We start from the raw sequence: 17,714 nt of genomic DNA on the forward strand, positions 1-17,714 counted from the left end.
CGCGGTTCAAGATCGAGACACTACGCCTACATCACGGTTCGATAACAAATCCATCCAGGACCTTGTCAGCTGAGCCCTAAGTTCGGCGCCTCCTGTGGGCACGTGAAAACCCCTGGTCAGCGCCAGCCCAGCGCGGGCGCGACGTGCGTGAGGATCGACTCGATGACATGGGCGTTGTAGTCGACGCCGAGCTGGTTCGGGATCGTCAGCAGCAGCGTGTCGGCCTCGGCGATCGCCTCCTCGTTGCGCAGCTGTTCGATCAGCTCGTCGGGCTCCGCCGCGTAGGAGCGGCCGAAGATCGCGGTCGACGCACCCTCGATGCGTCCGATCTGGTCTTCTCCGTCGCCGCTCGCGAGGAAGTAGCGCCGATCCATGTCGTTCGTGATCGCGAAGATCGAGCGCGACACCGACGTGCGCGGCTCGAAGCCCCACTTCTCGGAGTCCCACGCGTCCTTGAACACGCGGAGCTGCTTCGCCTGCTGCACGTGGAACGGCTCGTCGGACTCGTGATCCTTGAGCGTCGAGCTCATGAGGTTCATGCCCATCTCGGCCGCCCACCGTGCGGTGCGGTCGGATCCCGCACCCCACCAGATCCGCTCGCGCAGGCCCGGGCTGTGCGGCTCGATGCGCAGGAGCCCCGGCGGGTTCGGGAACATCGGACGCGGGTTGGGCTCGGCGAAGCCCTCACCCCCGAGCAGCTGCAGGAGCAGCTCGGTCTTCTGTCTCGCGGCCTCGGCACCCGTCGGGTCGTCCTCGGCCGAGGAGAAGCCGAAGTACTTCCAGCCGTCGATGACCTGCTCGGGTGACCCACGCGAGATGCCGAGCTGCAGCCGGCGGTCCGAGATGAGGTCGGCCGCGCCCGCGTCCTCGACCATGTACATCGGGTTCTCGTAGCGCATGTCGATCACGCCGGTGCCGAGCTCGATCCGCGACGTCTTGGCGCCCGCCGCGGCGAGGAGCGGGAAGGGGCTCGCGAGCTGCTGCGCGAAGTGGTGCACCCGGAAGTAGGCGCCGTCGGCGCCCAGATCCTCGGCCGCCTGAGCGAGGTCGATCGACTGGTGGAGGACGTCGCTCGCCGAGCGCGTGCCGGACTGCGGATGATCCGTCCAGTGCCCGAAAGAGAGAAACCCGATCTTCTTCATGAATCCATTCTGACGGATGGATCAGGCGGGGGGGCGACCGTGACCCAATCCCCGTACTTCGGCACGCGGCCGTCACCCGACGACCGGCCCATCAGGCGGCGCCTGACCCACGGCCCGACGTGCTGGCGGTAGTAGTCGCGCGTCGAGAGGTGCGCCGCGCCCTCGCCCGGAGGATCCCACCAGCCCTCGGGGGCGCCGACGCCCACGGCGTGGAGGACCCGCGCCGCGACGCGGTGGTGCCCCCTGTGGTTCATGTGGAGGCGGTCGGGCGACCAGAACGACGGATCGCGCAGGCGTTCGTCGGTCCAGTTGATCGCCCACACGAGGTCGTCTCGTCGGCGGAATCGCGCCACGACCGCATCGCACAGCGCGTTGCCTCGGCGGCGGATCACGTTCCGCAGCGGCATGCCGCCCGACGGATCCGCCCCGGCGAGCAGGATCGGGGTGACGCCCTGCTCGTCGCATCGGCGGACCACCTTCGCGAAGGCGTCGACGACGCGCGAGATGGAATCTCCCGGCCGCAGGATGTCGTTGCCTCCCGCGTTGAAGGCGAGGTGGGTGGGCCGCAGCGCGAGCGCCGGCTCGAGCTGCTCCTCGACGATGGGCCACGCGAGCCGGCCGCGGATCGCCAGGTTGGCATACGAGATCGAGGCGCCCGTCTGGGCCGCCCACCCCTCGGCGGCGAGGTCGGCCCAGCCGCGCGGCGTGCCGTCGGGCCGCTCGTCGCCGACCCCCTCGGTGAAGGAGTCGCCGATGGCCACGAACCGCACGTCACTCACGATGCCGAGTGTATGCCTCTCGGGCTATGCGTTGTCGAGCGTCTCGAGGTCGCGCCCGCGCAGGTCGCCGAGGCCCCACGCGCTCGCGGCCGCGATGACGAAGAAGATCGCGAAGACGACGAAGACGAGCGTCGGGCCCGACACCCCGAGCGCCCACGGCGTGAAGAGAGGCGCGATGATCGAGGCGATGCGGCCGACGCCCGCGGCCCACCCGGCGCCCGTCGCGCGCACGGCGGTCGGGTAGGTCTCGGGGCTCACCGCGTAGAGCGAGCCCCACGCGCCGAGGTTGAAGAACGACAGGAGGCTGCCGAAGAGCAGGATCTGCCAGACCTCTCCCGCCGACCCGAAGAGGATCGCGGCGACGGCCGACCCGACGAGGAAGGTCGAGAGGGTCGCGCGGCGCCCCCACACCTCGATGAGCCACGCGGCGACCGCATACCCGGGCAGCTGGGCGAGCGTGATGATGAGGGTGTACTCGAACGACCGGATGAGGTCGAATCCCTGCGCGACGAGGATCGAAGGGATCCAGATGAACGCGCCGTAGTACGAGAAGTTCACGCAGAACCAGACGACCCACAGCGCCACGGTGCGCGGAGCGAGGCCGTCCTGGAACAGGGCCCGGATGCCGACGCGGGGCGCCTTCGCGACGGGTGCCGAGGCAGGCTCGGCGGCGGCGCGCGCGCCCGCGAACTCGGCGACGACCTTCTCGGCCTCGGCCGTGCGGCCGCGGGACTCGAGCCAGCGCGCCGACTCGGGCAGGCCCCAGCGCACGATGATCGCGTACACGGCGGGGACGGCCCCGAGCGCGAACGCCCACCGCCACCCGTTCTCGAGCGGCACGACGAAGTACCCGATGACGGCCGACGCCGTCCACCCGAGCGCCCAGAAGGCCTCGAGGATCACGACGAGGCGCCCGCGGATCCGCGTCGGAGCGAACTCGCTCACGTAGGTCGACGCGACGGGCAGCTCGGATCCGAGCCCCAGGCCCACGAAGAAGCGGAGGATCAGCAGGGCCCCGACCCCGCCGACGAGGGCGCTCGCGCCGGTCGCGATGCCGTAGATGAGGAGCGTGATCGCGAAGACCTGGCGCCGGCCGAAGCGGTCGGCGAGGAGGCCGCCGATGCTCGCGCCGATCGCCATGCCGACGAAGCCGATCGACGTGATCCAGCCCGTCGTCGCGGGGGCGAGGCCCCACTCCTGCGCGAGCGCCGCGATGATGAACGAGATGAGCCCGACGTCCATGGCGTCGAGGGCCCAGCCGAGCCCCGACCCCGTGAGGATCTTCAGGTGCTTGCGGCCGAACGGCAGCGCGTCGAGACGCGCGGAGGGAGAGGTCATGGTGACAGGTTAGTGTCACCATGACCTTAAGCACGAATCGGCTCAGCCGGCGAGGGCCGAGCGGAGGGTGTCGAGCCCGACTCCCCCGATGTCGAGGGCGCGCCGGTGGAACTCCTTGATCGAGAACGCGTCGCCCTCGCGGCGCTCCACGTCGTCGCGCAGCTGCTCCCAGATGCGCTGACCGACCTTGTACGACGGCGCCTGTCCCGGCCAGCCCAGGTAGCGGTTGACCTCGAATCGCACGAACGCGTCGTCCATGTTGACGTTGCGACGCATGAACTCGAGCGCGTAGTCGGCGTCCCACTTCTGGTGACTGTCGGGGCGGCGCTTGCCGAGGTGCACGCCGATGTCGAGCACGACCCGGGCGGCGCGCATGCGCTGGCCGTCGAGCATGCCGAGCCGGTCGGCCGGATCCTCGAGGTAGCCCAGCTGCTCCATGAGGCGTTCGGCATAGAGCGCCCACCCCTCGGCGTGCCCCGACGAACCGGCGATGAGGCGGCGCCAGCTGTTGAGCTGGCCGCGGTTGACGACCGCCTGCGCGATCTGCAGGTGGTGCCCCGGGACGCCCTCGTGATACACCGTCGTGAGCTCGCGCCACGTGTCGAACTCGGTGACGCCCTCGGGGACCGACCACCACATGCGGCCGGGGCGGGAGAAGTCGTCGCTCGGGCCCGTGTAGTAGATCTCGCCCGACGTCGTGGGCGCGATCATGCACTCGATTGTGCGGATCGGCTCGGCGATGTCGAAGTGGCTTCCGCCGAGCGCGGCGACCGCCTCGTCGGCGGTGCGCTGCATCCACTCGCGGAGCGCCTCGGTTCCGGAGAGCTTGCGCGACGCGTCCTGCTCGAGGAACGCGATCGCCTCGGCGACCGACGCTCCGGGCCGGATCTCGCGGGCGACGGCCTCCTGCTCGGCCGTCATGCGGGCGAGCTCCTCGAGGCCCCAGTCGTAGGTTTCGTCGAGGTCGATCTCGGCGCCGAGGAAGCGCCGCGAGTGCAGCGCGTACAGGTTGCGGCCGACGGCGTCGACATCGGTCGCGCGCGGTGCGAGGACGCCCTCGAGGAAGCGCGCGAGGCGCGCGTAGGCGGAGCGGGCCGCGTCGGCTCCCGCCGACAGGTCGGATGCGAGGCCTGAGGTGGCCTCGGGCACGCCCCCGACGAGCTCGTCGAAGAACCCGCCGGGCTCGGCGTAGCTGCGAGCCTGCGCCGCGACCTCGTGCACCTGGCGCGCGGCCGGGACGACGCCCTGCTGGATCCCCTCGCGCAGCGTCTCGAGGTATCCGTCGATCGCGTCGGGGACGCCCGCCATGCGCTTCGCGACGACGGCCCAGTCGTCGGCAGTGCCCGTCGGCATGAGGTCGTACGCCTGCCGGATGTCCTGCGCCGGGCTCTCGAGCACGTTCAGGTCGCGGAGGTGCCAGCGCGCGGCGTGCAGCTCGATGTCGAGGCGCAGCTCGGACGCGAGGTCCATCTGCGTCACGCGGTCGACGTCGTCGACGGGCGCCTCCGCCTCGAGCGCCGCGAGGGTGCGGCGTGCCGCCTCCGCACGGGCCTCGTGCCCCGCGGGCGAGTAGTCGCCGTAGCGGTCGTTCACCTCGTTGCGCCCGATGTAGGTGCCGAGGGTCGGGCTCAGCTCGACGAGCTCGTCGACCCACCCCTCGGCGATGCGGTCGATCGGGGTCTGTGCGCGGGTGTCGTTCGTCATGTGCTCGCTCTTCGCTTCGCGTTCCGTGTGTCAGTGCGCCGCGTCGTTCCAGTCGCGCCCGTGGCCCATCTGCACCGAGAGCGGCACCGTGAGCTGGGCCGCGCCCTGCATGCGGTCGGACACGATGCGTTCGACGTCATCGGCCTCGCCCGGGGCGACCTCGACGACGACCTCGTCGTGGATCTGCAGGAGCAGCCGCGAGCGGAGGGGTCGCAGGTCGTCGGCGATGCCGAACAGCGCGATCTTCATGATGTCCGCAGCACTGCCCTGGATCGGCGCATTGAGCGCGGCGCGTTCGGCGTTCTCGCGCAGGACGCGGTTGGGGCTCGTGAGGTCGGGGAACGGGCGGCGGCGGCCGAAGATCGTCTCGGTGTAGCCGGCTTCCTTCGCCTTCTCGACCGATGCGCGCAGATAGTCGCGCACGGCGCCGAAGCGCTCGAAGTAGCCCATCATCAGCTGCTTCGCCTCCTTCTGCTCGATGCCCAGCTGCTTCGCGAGGCCGAACGCCGAGAGTCCGTACACGAGGCCGTAGGACATCGCCTTGACCTTGCTGCGCATCTCGGGCGTCACGTCGGCGGGATCGACGCCGAACACCTGCGCGCCGACGAACCGGTGCAAGTCCTCCCCCGCGTTGAACGCCGCGACGAGCCCCGGATCCTCGGAGAGATGCGCCATGATGCGCATCTCGATCTGCGAGTAGTCGGCGGTGAGCAGGGTGTCGAATCCCGCACCGACCTCGAAGGCTGCGCGGATCCGCTTCGACTCCTCGGTGCGGACGGGGATGTTCTGCAGGTTGGGGTCAGTGCTCGAGAGGCGCCCCGTCTGGCTTCCCGTCTGGAGATAGGTCGTGTGCACGCGCGCGTCGTCGGGCGAGATCGCCGCGTCGAGGCCGTCGATGATCTGCTTGAGTTTCGTCGCCTCGCGGTGCCGCAGCAGGTGTTCGAGGAACGGATGGCCCGTCTTGGCCTGCAGGTCGGCGAGGGCCGCGGCGTCGGTCGTGTATCCCGTCTTCGTCTTGCGCGTCTTCGGCAGCTCGAGCTCCTCGAAGAGCACCTGCTGGAGCTGCTTAGGCGAGCCGAGGTTCACCTCGCGGCCGATCTCGTCGTACGCGAACAGCGCGATCCCCGCCGCGCGATCGCCGAGCTCTGCGGAGAACGTCGAGAGCTTCTCGTGCGAGACGGTGACGCCCGCGACCTCCATGTCGGCGAGCGCCAGAAGCGTGGGCATCTCGATGTCGAGGAGGATGCGCCGGGATCCCTCGGGCAGCTCAGCCGTGATCGCGTCGGCGACGCGGAGCGCGTACCAGGAGAGCTGGCCGGGCGTCGCGCCGTCGGTCTCGGGCACGAGCTGGGCCGGGTCGGCCTCGGGCAGCTTTTCGCCGAGGTAGCGGTCGACGAGGTGGGCGAGGGTCTTGTCGGGGAACGCGGGCCGCGCGACCCACCCGGCGATGAGGGCGTCGTTCGCGAGGCCGCGCACCTCGACCCCGGCCCGGATGAGCGCCTTGACCTGGGTCTTCGCGTCGCAGAGGACCTTGGGCGCGTCCGACGCGAACCACGGTGCCACGGCGCCGCGCACCTCGTCGGACCACGCGGCCTCGACGGCGGCGTCGGCGGTCGCGAGGCCCAGGCGCACGGGCAGCCCGCCCTCGATGACGACCGTCACGCCGACGGGCCGCTCGGGGTCGGCGAACCAGCCCGCGAGCGTCTCGGCGTCGAGCTCCTCGACGGCCGGCGCAGCCGGCTGCTCGGGCGCGGACTCGCCCGCGGGCGCCTCGCCGCCCATCGCCGTGAGCACGCGTCCCAGCAGCGAGCGGAACTCGAGCTCGGAGAAGATGTCGCGGACGGCCTTCTCGTCGGCGGCGACGAGCTCGAGCTGGTCGAGCTCGACCGGCACCTCGATGTCGTCGAGCAGCCGGTTGAGGCGCCGGTTGCGCCTGACGTCGTCGATGTGGTCGCGCAGGTTCTGGCCCACGACGCCCTTGATGCCGTCGGCGCCCGCGAGGATCGCGTCGAGCGACCCGAACTGCGTGAGCCACTTGACGGCGGTCTTCTCGCCCACCTTCGGCACGCCGGGGAGGTTGTCGGCCTTCTCGCCGACGAGCGCCGCGACGTCGGGGTACTGCTCGGGAGGGATCCCGTAGCGCTCCTCGACGGCGGCCGGGTCGTATCGCTTGAGCTTCGACACGCCCTGCACCGACGGGTAGAGCAGCGTGACCTCGTCGTTGACGAGCTGGATCGCGTCGCGGTCTCCGGAGACGACGAGGACGTCGTACCCGGCGGCCGACCCGCGCTTCGCGAGCGTCGCGAGGATGTCGTCGGCCTCGAAGCCGTCCTTCTCGAGCACCGTGATGTTCATCGCCTCGAGCGCCTGCTTGAGAAGCGGGATCTGTCCCTTGAACTCGGCGGGCGTCGCGTCGCGCCCCTCCTTGTAGTCGGGGTACTCCTCCTTGCGGAACGTCTTGTCCGACACGTCGAACGCGACGGCGACGTGGGTCGGCTTCTCGTTCTTCAGGAGGTTGATGAACATCGACAGGAACCCGTGGATCCCGTTGGTGTGCTGGCCCTGCGCGTTGACGAACGTGTCGACGGGCAGGGCAAAGAACGCCCGGAAGGCGAGCGAATGGCCGTCGACGATGAGCAGAGTAGGCTTCGTGGGGTCCGTCACCCCTCCAGGGTATTCGGCGACCACGACATTCGAATCCGGCCTGCCGAAGGAGCCCCGTGACAGACATCGACGCGCTGACCTGGATCCGCGAACGGGGCATGGGCGAGCTGGCCGAGAAGATGGGCGTCCGCTACACGGAGGCGTCAGACGAGCGGGTCGTCGCGACGATGCCGGTCGAGGGGAACCGCCAGCCGATCGGCCTCTTGCACGGCGGCGCGTACGTCGTCCTCGGCGAGTCGCTCGGCTCCATGGCGGCCAACATGCACGCGGGCGAGGGCCGGTACGCCGTCGGCGTCGACATCAACGCGACGCACACGTCCTCGGCGACCTCCGGACTCGTGACGGGCGTCTGCACGCCGATCCATCTCGGGCGGACCCTCACGGTGCACGAGATCATCGTGACCGACGAGCGCGGCCGCCGCTGCTCGACCATCCGCATCACGAACCTCATCCGCGACCGCGCCTGACACGGCGACGGCCCCGCCCCGTGAAGGGGACGGGGCCGTCGCGCGACGCGCGGGCGTCAGCTCTTCTTGGGCGAGAGCTGCTCGATGATCGCCTTCGCGACGTCCTGCATCGTGAGGCGGCGGTCCATCGAGGCCTTCTGGATCCAGCGGAACGCGTCGGGCTCGGAGAGGCCCATCTTCTCGTTGAGGAGGCCCTTGGCGCGGTCGACGAGCTTGCGGGTCTCGAAGCGCTCGACCATGTCCTGCACCTCGGCCTCGAGCGTGATGATCTGCTCGTGGCGGGCGAGGGCGATCTCGATCGCCGGGAGGAGATCGTTCGGCGTGAACGGCTTGACGACGTAGGCCAGCGCCCCCGCCTCGCTCGCGCGCTCGACGAGGTCCTTCTGGCTGAACGCCGTGAGGAGCACGACGGGCGCGATGTTGTCCTTCGAAAGGCGCTCGGCCGCGGAGATGCCGTCGAGCTGAGGCATCTTGACGTCCATGACCACGAGGTCGGGACGCAGCTCGGTCGCGAGCTGCACAGCCGTCTCGCCGTCGCCCGCCTCTCCGACGACGTCGAAGCCGTTGTCGCGCAGGATCTCGACGATGTCGAGACGGATCAGCGACTCATCCTCGGCCACCACGACGCGGCGGGGCGCGGTCGCGTTCTCGTTCTGCTGCTCTTCGCTCACGTCTTCCATCCTATTGCCAGGGTCTTCCCGCGCCCTGAAAGCGCGCGGAACTGTGTGCCGATGGTGGGACTCGAACCCACACGCCCGCGAGGACAGCGCATTTTGAGTGCGCCGCGTCTGCCGTTCCGCCACATCGGCCAGGGTCCCGATCCTATCGAACCGACAGGACCGGGACCCTCATGCGAAGCCCGCGGGTGTCACGCCTTGTAGGCGGAAGCCGCACCGCTCTTCGCGTCGCCCACGCGGTGCACGCGCAGGTCGTTGGTCGAGCCTGCGATTCCGGGAGGGGAGCCCGAGATCACGACGACCTTGTCGCCGACGCGCGCGAGCTCGTTCGCGAGCAGGTACTCGTCGACCTGCACGAACATGCGGTCGGTGTGCTCGACGGGCTCGACGAGCGCCGAGCGGATGCCCCATGTCAGCTGCATGCGACGCCGGGTCTCCTCGGTCGTCGTGAAGCCGATCATCGGGCGCGACGAGCGCAGGCGCGACATGCGACGGGCCGAGTCGCCGGTCTGCGTGAAGATGCACAGCGCCTTCGCGTCGACGAAGTCGGCGACGTCGACGGCGGCGAGCGTGATGGCGCCGCCCTGCGTACGGGGGCGGCTCGTCATCGGCGCGATGCGCTCGAGCCCGTGCTCCTCGGTCGACTCGACGATGCGGGCCATCGTCTGGACGGTGACGACCGGGTACTCCCCCACGCTCGTCTCGCCCGAGAGCATGACGGCGTCGGCTCCATCGAGGACCGCGTTCGCGACGTCGCTCGTCTCGGCGCGGGTCGGGACGGGGCTCGAGATCATCGACTCGAGCATCTGCGTCGCGACGATGACGGGCTTCGCGAGGCGGCGTGCGATCTCGATCGCCTGCTTCTGCACGATCGGCACGGCCTCGAGCGGCAGTTCGACGCCGAGGTCGCCGCGGGCGACCATGATGCCGTCGAATGCCTCGACGATCTCCTCGAGGACCTCGACCGCCTGCGGCTTCTCGATCTTCGCGATGATCGGGACGCGGCGGCCCTCCTCGGCCATGATGACGTGCGCGCGCTGCACGTCCTTCGCGTTGCGCACGAAGGAGAGCGCGATGATGTCGGCGCCCTTGCGGAGGCCCCAGCGGAGGTCGGCCTCGTCCTTCTCGCTGAGGGCGGGGACGTTGACCGCGACGCCGGGCAGGTTGATGCCCTTGTTGTTGCTGACGGGGCCCGCGACGATCACCTTGGTCGTGACCGTCACACCGTCGGTCTCGACGACCTGGACGCGGACCTTGCCGTCGTCGATCAGGAGGAAGTCGCCGGGCGCGACATCCTGCGCGAGACCCGTGAAGGTCGTCCCCACGAGCTCCTTCGTGCCCACGACGTCCTCTGTCGTGATCTTGAAGATGTCGCCGACGGCGAGCTGGTGGGGGCCGTCGGCGAACTTGCCGAGGCGGATCTTCGGGCCCTGGAGGTCGACGAGGATCGCGACCGGCTTGCCGGCCTCCTCGGCTGCCTCGCGGACGTTCTCGAAGTTGTTGTCGTGCACCGAATAGTCGCCGTGGCTGAGGTTCAGCCGCGCGACGTCGAGGCCGGCGTCGATCAGCTCCCTCAGGGTCTCCTTGGTGGAGGTCGCCGGCCCGAGGGTCGCGACGATCTTGGCTCGTCTCACGTAGTCGCCTTCCGCACGTGTGGGCAGGGTGCCCAGGGGGGTGTGAAGTCGCACCGGGAGATTCCGAAGGCGCCGCACGCGCCCGCGAAACAGGGAACCCCGGATGCGCTTTCCACCCTACGCGCATCCGGGGTTCCGCCGTGACCGGCGAGCCGCTCTCAGACGGCGATCGCCATGTCGGTCGGCTTGACGGGAGCCGGGAGGAAGGTCTCCCCCATGAGGTACTGGTCTACCTCGGCGGCCGCCGCACGGCCCTCCGCGATCGCCCACACTATGAGCGACTGGCCGCGGCCCGCGTCGCCGGCCACGAAGACGCCGGGCTCGGCCGTCTGGTACGAGCCGTCGCGCTCGATCGCGCCGCGCTTCGTGAAGCGGACGCCCGTCTGCTGCTCGAGGCTCGCGCGCTCGGGGCCCGTGAAGCCCATCGCGATGAGGACGAGGTCGGCGGGGATCTCGCGCTCGGAACCGGACTTCGGGACGCGGCTGCCGTCGGGCAGGTACTCGGTCTCGGCGACGCGCAGCGCGCGCACCTCGCCGGCGTCGTTGCGCAGGAACTCGACCGTCGACGCGAGGAAGGTGCGCTCGCCGCCCTCCTCGTGCGACGTCGAGACCTCGAACAGCGTCGGCGTCGTCGGCCAGGGCTGGCCCGTCGAGCGGATCTCGCCGGGGCGCTTGCCGATCGCGAGGTTGGTCACGCTCAGCGCGCCCTGGCGGTGCGACGTGCCGATGCAGTCGGCGCCCGTGTCGCCGCCGCCGATGACGATGACGTGCTTGCCCTCGGCCGAGATCTGGTTCGGGACCTGGTCGCCCGCGACGGCCCTGTTCGACTCCACGAGGAACTCCATCGCGAAGTGCACGCCGTCCAGGTCACGGCCCGGGATGTCGAGCTCGCGCGGGACCGTCGATCCCGACGCGATGACGACGGCGTCGTAGCGCGCGCGGAGCTCGTCCCACGCGATGTCGACGCCGATCTCGACGCCCGCGCGGAAGCGGGTGCCCTCGTCGCGCATCTGCCGCAGGCGCTGCTCGAGGCGGCGCTTCTCCATCTTGAAGTCGGGGATCCCGTAGCGCAACAGGCCGCCGATGCGGTCGTCGCGCTCGTAGACCGCGACGGTGTGGCCCGCGCGGGTGAGCTGCTGGGCCGCGGCGAGACCCGCGGGGCCCGAGCCGACGACCGCGACGGTCTTGCCCGTGAGACGGGTCGGCGGCTTGGGCTCGACCCAGCCCTCGGACCAGGCGTCCTCGATGATCGAGTTCTCGATCTGCTTGATCGTCACGGCGGGCTGGTTGATGCCGAGCACGCACGAGCTCTCGCACGGCGCGGGGCACAGCAGGCCCGTGAACTCCGGGAAGTTGTTCGTCGCGTGGAGGCGGTCGATCGCGGCGCGCCCCTCGCCCTTCCACGTGAGGTCGTTCCACTCGGGGATCAGGTTCCCGAGCGGGCACCCGTGATGGCAGAACGCGACACCGCAGTCCATGCAGCGGCTCGCCTGACGCGTGATGACCGACTTCTCGCTGGGGTCGTAGACCTCTTTCCAGTCGAGGATGCGCACGGGAACCGGGCGGCGCTTCGCGGTCTCGCGCTCGGTGATCTTCAGAAAGCCCTTGGGGTCAGCCACGGGTCACCTCCAGAATCCTGTTCCAGACGACGTCGCCGTCGGGGTCGAGCCCCTCGTCGGCGGCGTCCTGTCGGGTCTTCATGACCGCCGCGTAGTCGCGCGGCAGCACGCGGACGAAGTTCTTCGACTCCTCCGCGAAGTTCGCGAGCAGGCCGGCGGCCAGCTCGGATCCGGTCTCGGCCACGTGCTGCTCGAGCAGATCGCGCAGGATCGCCTCGTCGGCGGCGCCGAGCTCGCCGAGCGTCAGCTCGCCCGAGGCGAGCGACTCCCGGTTGACGTTCGCGGTGTCGAGGCGGTGCACGTAGGCCGTGCCGCCCGACATCCCGGCGCCGAGGTTGCGGCCCGTCTCACCGAGGATGACCGCGAGGCCGCCCGTCATGTACTCGAGCGCGTGGTCGCCCACGCCCTCGACGACGGCGGTCGCACCCGAGTTGCGCACGAGGAAGCGCTCGCCGACGACGCCGCGCAGGAAGAGCGATCCGCTCGTCGCGCCGTAGCCGATGACGTTGCCCGCGATGACGTTCTCGGAGGCGTCGAAGGTCGCGCGGCGCGAGGGCCGCACGACGATCCGGCCGCCCGAGAGGCCCTTGCCGACGTAGTCGTTGGAGTCGCCCTCGAGGCGCAGCGTGATGCCGCTCGGGAGGAAGGCACCGAACGACTGCCCGGCGGATCCCGTGAGGTTCACCGTGATGGCGCCCTGCGGGAGGCCCTGCTCGCCGCGGGCCTTCGTGACCTCGTGGCCGAGCATCGTCCCGACGGCGCGCGCCGTATTGCGGACGGGCAGGTCGATCTCGATGTCGCCGCCCGACGCGATGACGTCCTGCGCGCGCTGGATCAGCGCGATGTCGAAGTGCTCCTCGAGCTCGTGATCCTGCTCGCGGACGTTCTGCCGCGGCGCCTCGTCGGCGAACGCGGGTCCGTGGAGGATCGGCTCGAGGTCGAGGCCGTCGGCCTTCCAGTGGCGGATGGCGCCGTCGACGTCGAGCGCGTCGACGTGGCCGATCGCCTCGTCGAGCGAGCGGAAGCCGAGCTCGGCGAGGTACTCGCGCACCTCCATCGCGATGAACTCCATGAAGTTCACGACGTGGTCGGCCTGGCCCGTGAAGCGCTCGCGCAGCACGGGGTTCTGCGTCGCGACGCCGACGGGGCAGGTGTCGAGGTTGCAGACGCGCATCATGATGCAGCCCTCGACGACGAGGGGGGCCGTCGCGAAGCCGTACTCCTCGGCGCCCAGCAGGGCGGCGATCACGACGTCGCGGCCCGTCTTCATCTGGCCGTCGACCTGCACGACCACGCGGTCGCGCATGTCGTTGAGCATGAGCGTCTGCTGCGTCTCGGCGAGGCCCAGCTCCCAGGGCGTGCCCGCGTGCTTGAGCGAGTTGAGTGGGCTCGCGCCCGTTCCGCCGTCGTGGCCCGAGACGAGGATCACGTCGCTCAGCGCCTTCGCGACGCCCGCCGCGACCGCGCCGATGCCCGACTGGCTGACGAGCTTCGTGTGGATCCGCGCCGCCGGGTTGGCCCGCTTGAGGTCGAAGATCAGCTGCTTGAGGTCCTCGATCGAGTAGATGTCGTGGTGTGGGGGCGGCGAGATGAGGCCGACGCCCGGCGTCGAGTGGCGCGTGCGCGCGACCCACGGGTACACCTTGCCCGGGGGCAGCTGACCGCCCTCGCCGGGCTTCGCGCCCTGCGCGAGCTTGATCTGGATGTCGTCGGCGTGCGTCAGGTACATGCTCGTGACTCCGAAGCGACCCGAGGCGACCTGCTTGATCGCGCTGCGGCGCTCGGGGTCGAGCAGGCGGTCGACGTCCTCGCCGCCCTCGCCCGTGTTCGAGCGCGCGCCGAGGCGGTTCATCGCGATCGCGAGCGTCTCGTGGGCCTCGCGCGAGATCGAGCCGTAGCTCATCGCCCCCGTCGAGAAGCGCTTGACGATCGACGCGACCGACTCGACCTCGTCGAGCGGTACGGCGGGGCGCAGCCCCTGCTTGAAGGCGAAGAGCCCGCGCAGCGTCTTGAGCTCGGTGGCCTGGTCGTCGACGAGCTTCGTGTACTGCCGGAAGATCTCGTAGCTCCGCGTGCGGGTGGAGTGCTGCAGGCGGAAGATCGTCTCGGGGTTGAAGAGGTGCGGCGACCCGTCGCGGCGCCACTGGTACTCGCCGCCCGTCCACAGGCGCTCGTGAGCGCGGGGCGCGCGGTCGACGGGGTACGCGAAGGCGTGCCGCTCGGACGCCTCGCGGGCGATCGCCTCGATCCCGACGCCCTCGATCTTCGACTCCGTGCCGGTGAAGTACGTCTCGACGAACTCGCTCGAGAGCCCGACGGCCTCGAACACCTGGGCGCCCGTGTAGGACGACACCGTCGAGATGCCGATCTTCGACATGATCTTCAGCACGCCCTTGCCGAGCGCGTAGATCAGGTTCTTGACGGCTTTCTCGGGCGTCACGCCCGTGACGGATCCCGAGCGCACGAGGTGCTCGACGGTCTCCATCGCGAGGTAGGGGTTGACGGCGGTCGCGCCGTAGCCGAGCAGCGCGGCGACGTGGTGCACCTCGCGCACGTCGCCCGCCTCGACGACGAGGCCGACCTTCATGCGCGTCTCGGCGCGGATGAGGTGGTGGTGCACGGCCGAGACCGCGAGGAGCGACGGGATCGGCGCGAGGTCCTGGTTCGAGTCGCGGTCGCTGAGCACGATGAACTCGGCGCCGTCCTCGATGGCGCGGTCGGCCGCACGGCACATCGCGGCGAGGCGCTTCTCCATGCCCTTCGCCCCGGCCGACACACGGTAGAGCGACGGGATCGTCACGGAGGTACGGCCCGGCAGCGCGCTGTCGATGTGCTGGATCTTCGCGAGCTCGTCGTTGTCGATCACCGGGAAGTCGAGCACGACGCCGCGCGCGTGATCGGGTCCGTCGGTGAGGAGGTTGCCCTCGGGGCCCAGGCTCATGCGCAGGCTCGTGACGACCTCCTCGCGGATCGAGTCGAGCGGCGGATTCGTCACCTGGGCAAACGACTGCGTGAAGTAGTCGAAGAGCAGTCGCGGGCGCTTCGACAGCACCGCGATCGGGGTGTCGGATCCCATGGCGCCGAGCGGCTCGGCGCCGGCCCGGCCCATCGGACCGATGAGGATCTTGAGCTCCTCCTCGGTGTAGCCGAAGGTGCGCTGGCGGCGGCGGATCGACGCGATGGGGTGAACGAGGTGCTCGCGCTCGGGCAGGTCGGCGAGCCGGACGGTGCCCTTCTCGAGCCACTCGCCCCACGGCTGCAGGTGCGCGACGGAGTCCTTGACCTCGGCGTCGCCGACGATGCGGCGCTCGGCCGTGTCGACGACGAACATCGTGCCGGGCTGCAGGCGGCCGCGGCGCGCGATGCGCTCGGGCTCGAAGTCGAGGACGCCCGTCTCGGATCCGATCACGACGAGGCCGTCGGTCGTGACGGTCCAGCGCCCGGGGCGGAGGCCGTTGCGGTCGAGCGTCGCGCACACGAGCGTGCCGTCGGTCGCGAGGAGCGCGGCGGGGCCGTCCCACGGCTCCATGAGTCCCGCGTGGTAGTCGTAGAACGCCTTGAGGTCGGGATCGAGGCCCGTCTTCTTCTCGTGCGCCTCGGGGACCATCATGAGCATGGCGTGCGGCAGCGAGCGGCCGCCGAGCGTCAGGAGCTCGAGCGTCTCGTCGAACGACGCCGAGTCGCTCTCGTCGTCGGAGCAGATCGGGAGGAGCGGCTTCATGTCGCCGAGCAGCTCGGACGAGAGCTGCGACTGGCGCGCGCGCATCCAGTTGCGGTTGCCTCCGACCGTGTTGATCTCGCCGTTGTGCGCGAGCATGCGCAGCGGCTGCGCGAGCGGCCACGACGGGAACGTGTTGGTCGAGTACCGCGAGTGCACGACGGCGAGCTCGGTCGCGAAGCGCTCGTCCTGCAGGTCGAGGTAGAAGGGCTCGAGCTGCAGCGTCGTGACCATGCCCTTGTAGCCGAGCGTGCGGCTCGAGAGCGACACGAAGTACGCGTCGAGCTCGTGCTGGGCGCGCTTGCGCAGGCGGTATGCGCGGCGGTCGAGGCCGATGCCCTCGAGCGGCGTCTGGTGGCCGGCCTGCGCGCTCGCGATGAAGAGCTGCTCGATGACGGGCTGGGCCTCGCGCGCGAGGCGGCCGAGGTGCGTCGGGTCGACGGGGACCTCGCGCCATCCGAGGACGTGGAGGTTCTCCATCGCGGCGATCTGCTCGATGCCGGTGCGCTGCGCTTCGCGCGCGGCCTCGTCGGTCGGCAGGAAGACCATGCCGGCCGCGTACTGGCCGACGGGGGGCAGGTCGAGCCCCGACACCTCGCGCAGGAACGCGTCCGGCATCTGGGTGAGGATGCCCGCGCCGTCGCCCGTGCCGGCGTCGGAGCCGATCGCCCCGCGGTGCTCGAGGTTCGTCAGAGCCTCGAGCGCGAGGTCGACGATGTCGTGCCCCGCGCTGCCGCGCAGCGTCGCCACCATGGCGAGACCGCAGGCGTCCTTCTCGAACGCCGGGTTGTACATGCCCTGCTTGGGCGGGAAGGCGCCGGGGGCGCCAGGACGCAGGCTGGATTGCATAGCGATTCCGTCCTCGTGATCTGTGCTCGGTGGGACATCATCGGCCCGGTGGCAACCGCGGGTGGTGAAAGGTGCGAGCGTGAGATCGGGGTGCGGATCTCGCAGGGGGTGTCAGCTCGCGGGAGTTGCGCTTGTGGCGGCTGCCGGGGTGGCAGCGGCCGACGACGGATCGCTGGTGTCGACGAAGTCATCGGGGCTGTTCTGCGATGCTAGCGCATCGTCGCCCGCCCGGCGCTCGCGCCCGGGTCGGTAGGGCGACGGGACGAGGCCCGTGTGCTTCGCCTGGACCGCCAGGATCACGATGCCGACCACGACGGCGAGGAGCGCCGCCCACACGTTGGTGCGGAGGCCGAAGTAGACGTCGCTCGGGTCGATGCGGATCGACTCCCACACGGTGCGGCCGGCGCCGTACCAGATGAGGTAGACGGCGAAGAGGCGACCCCAGCCCATGAACAGCTTGCGGCCGAGCCAGAGGAGCACGACGACGCCGAGGACGTTCCAGATGACCTCGTACGCGAAGGTCGGGTGGAAGAGCGTGCCGTCGGGCAACCCCGCGGGGATCGCCGAGTTGTCCGAGTCGATCTCGAGCCCCCACGGCAGGTCGGTCGGGAGGCCGAAGAGCTCCTGGTTGAACCAGTTGCCGAAGCGGCCCATCGCCTGCGCGAGCAGGAGCCCGGGGGCCAGGGCATCGGCGAACGACCAGAAGCGGATCCCCGTGTAGCGGCACCCGATCCAGGCGCCGACGGCGCCGCCGATGAGGGCGCCGAAGATCGCGATGCCGCCGTCCCACACGTTCCAGATCGCGTTCTCGACGAGCGGGTTCCACCAGTCGCGGCCCTGCTCGAAGTAGAACGAGTAGTGCGTGAGGACGTGGAAGGTGCGGGCGCCGACGATCGCGAGCACGACGGCGGGCAGCCCCACGTCGATGACGACCCAGGGCTCGCCGCCCTTCTTCGTCAGCCGGACGTGCGTCATGATCGTCGCGACGACGATGCCCGCGAGGATGCAGAGCGCATAGAAGTGGATCGTGAGGGGCCCGACGCTGAACGACGAGATCGGGGGGCTCGGGATGCTCGCGAGGACGAGCGACGGGATCGTCTGCATGATGGGTGAGTCTAGAACC

The 17,714-nt window shown here is 70.2% G+C and carries 11 protein-coding genes and 1 tRNA gene; 1 reads left to right on the forward strand and 11 read right to left on the reverse strand.

What is annotated here, in order from left to right:
- Positions 1–116: 116 nt before the first annotated feature.
- Genes H576_RS0104230 through polA form a run of 5 tightly spaced genes read right to left on the reverse strand, consistent with a single transcriptional unit; the run spans position 117 to position 7,627 of the window.
- The gene (locus H576_RS0104230; RefSeq protein WP_029149905.1) at positions 117–1,142 is read right to left on the reverse strand and encodes an LLM class flavin-dependent oxidoreductase; all 1,026 of its coding nucleotides are present in this window, start codon (positions 1,140–1,142) and stop codon (positions 117–119) included.
- Positions 1,139–1,921, reverse strand: coding sequence for an SGNH/GDSL hydrolase family protein (locus H576_RS0104235; protein ID WP_029149906.1), 783 nt, complete (start codon positions 1,919–1,921; stop codon positions 1,139–1,141). Before H576_RS0104235 ends, H576_RS0104230 begins: the two co-directional genes overlap by 4 nt.
- 24 nt (positions 1,922–1,945) lie before the next feature.
- Positions 1,946–3,259 carry an MFS transporter gene (locus tag H576_RS0104240; RefSeq protein ID WP_029149907.1) on the reverse strand — a complete coding sequence of 438 codons (1,314 nt, stop codon included), beginning with the start codon at positions 3,257–3,259 and terminating at the stop codon, positions 1,946–1,948.
- A 42-nt stretch (positions 3,260–3,301) separates the two neighbouring features.
- A complete protein-coding gene (locus tag H576_RS0104245) occupies positions 3,302–4,963 on the reverse strand; it encodes a DUF885 domain-containing protein (RefSeq protein WP_029149908.1) in 1,662 nt (553 codons plus the stop codon).
- A 30-nt stretch (positions 4,964–4,993) separates the two neighbouring features.
- Complete coding sequence (gene polA, locus H576_RS0104250; RefSeq protein WP_029149909.1) at positions 4,994–7,627, reverse strand: DNA polymerase I; 2,634 nt, start codon at positions 7,625–7,627, stop codon at positions 4,994–4,996.
- 98 nt (positions 7,628–7,725) lie between these two features.
- On the opposite strand from polA, the gene H576_RS0104255 reads away from it, so the two are divergent.
- The gene (locus tag H576_RS0104255; protein ID WP_084502464.1) at positions 7,726–8,094 is read left to right on the forward strand and encodes a hotdog fold thioesterase; all 369 of its coding nucleotides are present in this window, start codon (positions 7,726–7,728) and stop codon (positions 8,092–8,094) included.
- A 56-nt stretch (positions 8,095–8,150) separates the two neighbouring features.
- On the opposite strand, the gene H576_RS0104260 is transcribed toward H576_RS0104255, so the two are convergent.
- The 6 genes from H576_RS0104260 to lgt all read right to left on the reverse strand — a co-directional run bounded on the left by H576_RS0104260 (position 8,151) and on the right by lgt (position 17,695).
- A complete protein-coding gene (locus tag H576_RS0104260; RefSeq protein ID WP_036319150.1) occupies positions 8,151–8,774 on the reverse strand; it encodes an ANTAR domain-containing response regulator in 624 nt (207 codons plus the stop codon).
- A gap of 46 nt (positions 8,775–8,820) precedes the next feature.
- A tRNA-Leu gene (locus tag H576_RS0104265) sits at positions 8,821–8,903 on the reverse strand.
- A gap of 59 nt (positions 8,904–8,962) precedes the next feature.
- The gene (pyk, locus tag H576_RS0104270; protein ID WP_029149912.1) at positions 8,963–10,405 is read right to left on the reverse strand and encodes a pyruvate kinase; all 1,443 of its coding nucleotides are present in this window, start codon (positions 10,403–10,405) and stop codon (positions 8,963–8,965) included.
- A gap of 158 nt (positions 10,406–10,563) precedes the next feature.
- A complete protein-coding gene (locus H576_RS0104275; RefSeq protein WP_029149913.1) occupies positions 10,564–12,024 on the reverse strand; it encodes a glutamate synthase subunit beta in 1,461 nt (486 codons plus the stop codon).
- Positions 12,017–16,591, reverse strand: a complete 4,575-nt coding sequence (gltB, locus tag H576_RS0104280; protein ID WP_029149914.1) for a glutamate synthase large subunit — start codon at positions 16,589–16,591, stop codon at positions 12,017–12,019. The genes H576_RS0104275 and gltB overlap by 8 nt, the downstream gene beginning before the upstream one ends.
- 111 nt (positions 16,592–16,702) lie before the next feature.
- Positions 16,703–17,695: a prolipoprotein diacylglyceryl transferase gene (lgt, locus tag H576_RS0104285; RefSeq protein WP_029149915.1), complete on the reverse strand. Its 993-nt coding sequence runs from the start codon at positions 17,693–17,695 to the stop codon at positions 16,703–16,705.
- Positions 17,696–17,714: the final 19 nt, after the last annotated feature.

The sequence above is a fragment of the Microbacterium indicum DSM 19969 genome (assembly GCF_000422385.1).
In the GTDB taxonomy this organism is placed as follows: Bacteria; Actinomycetota; Actinomycetes; order Actinomycetales; family Microbacteriaceae; genus Microbacterium; species Microbacterium indicum.

Coding starts and splice junctions, on each gene's coding strand:
- H576_RS0104230 (WP_029149905.1), bottom strand. CDS start 1,142: ATGAAGAAGATCGGGTTTCTCTCTTTCGGGCACTGGACGGATCATCCG.
- H576_RS0104245 (WP_029149908.1), bottom strand. CDS start 4,963: ATGACGAACGACACCCGCGCACAGACCCCGATCGACCGCATCGCCGAG.
- H576_RS0104260 (WP_036319150.1), bottom strand. CDS start 8,774: ATGGAAGACGTGAGCGAAGAGCAGCAGAACGAGAACGCGACCGCGCCC.
- H576_RS0104240 (WP_029149907.1), bottom strand. CDS start 3,259: ATGACCTCTCCCTCCGCGCGTCTCGACGCGCTGCCGTTCGGCCGCAAG.
- gltB (WP_029149914.1), bottom strand. CDS start 16,591: ATGCAATCCAGCCTGCGTCCTGGCGCCCCCGGCGCCTTCCCGCCCAAG.
- lgt (WP_029149915.1), bottom strand. CDS start 17,695: ATGCAGACGATCCCGTCGCTCGTCCTCGCGAGCATCCCGAGCCCCCCG.
- H576_RS0104255 (WP_084502464.1), top strand. CDS start 7,726: ATGGGCGAGCTGGCCGAGAAGATGGGCGTCCGCTACACGGAGGCGTCA.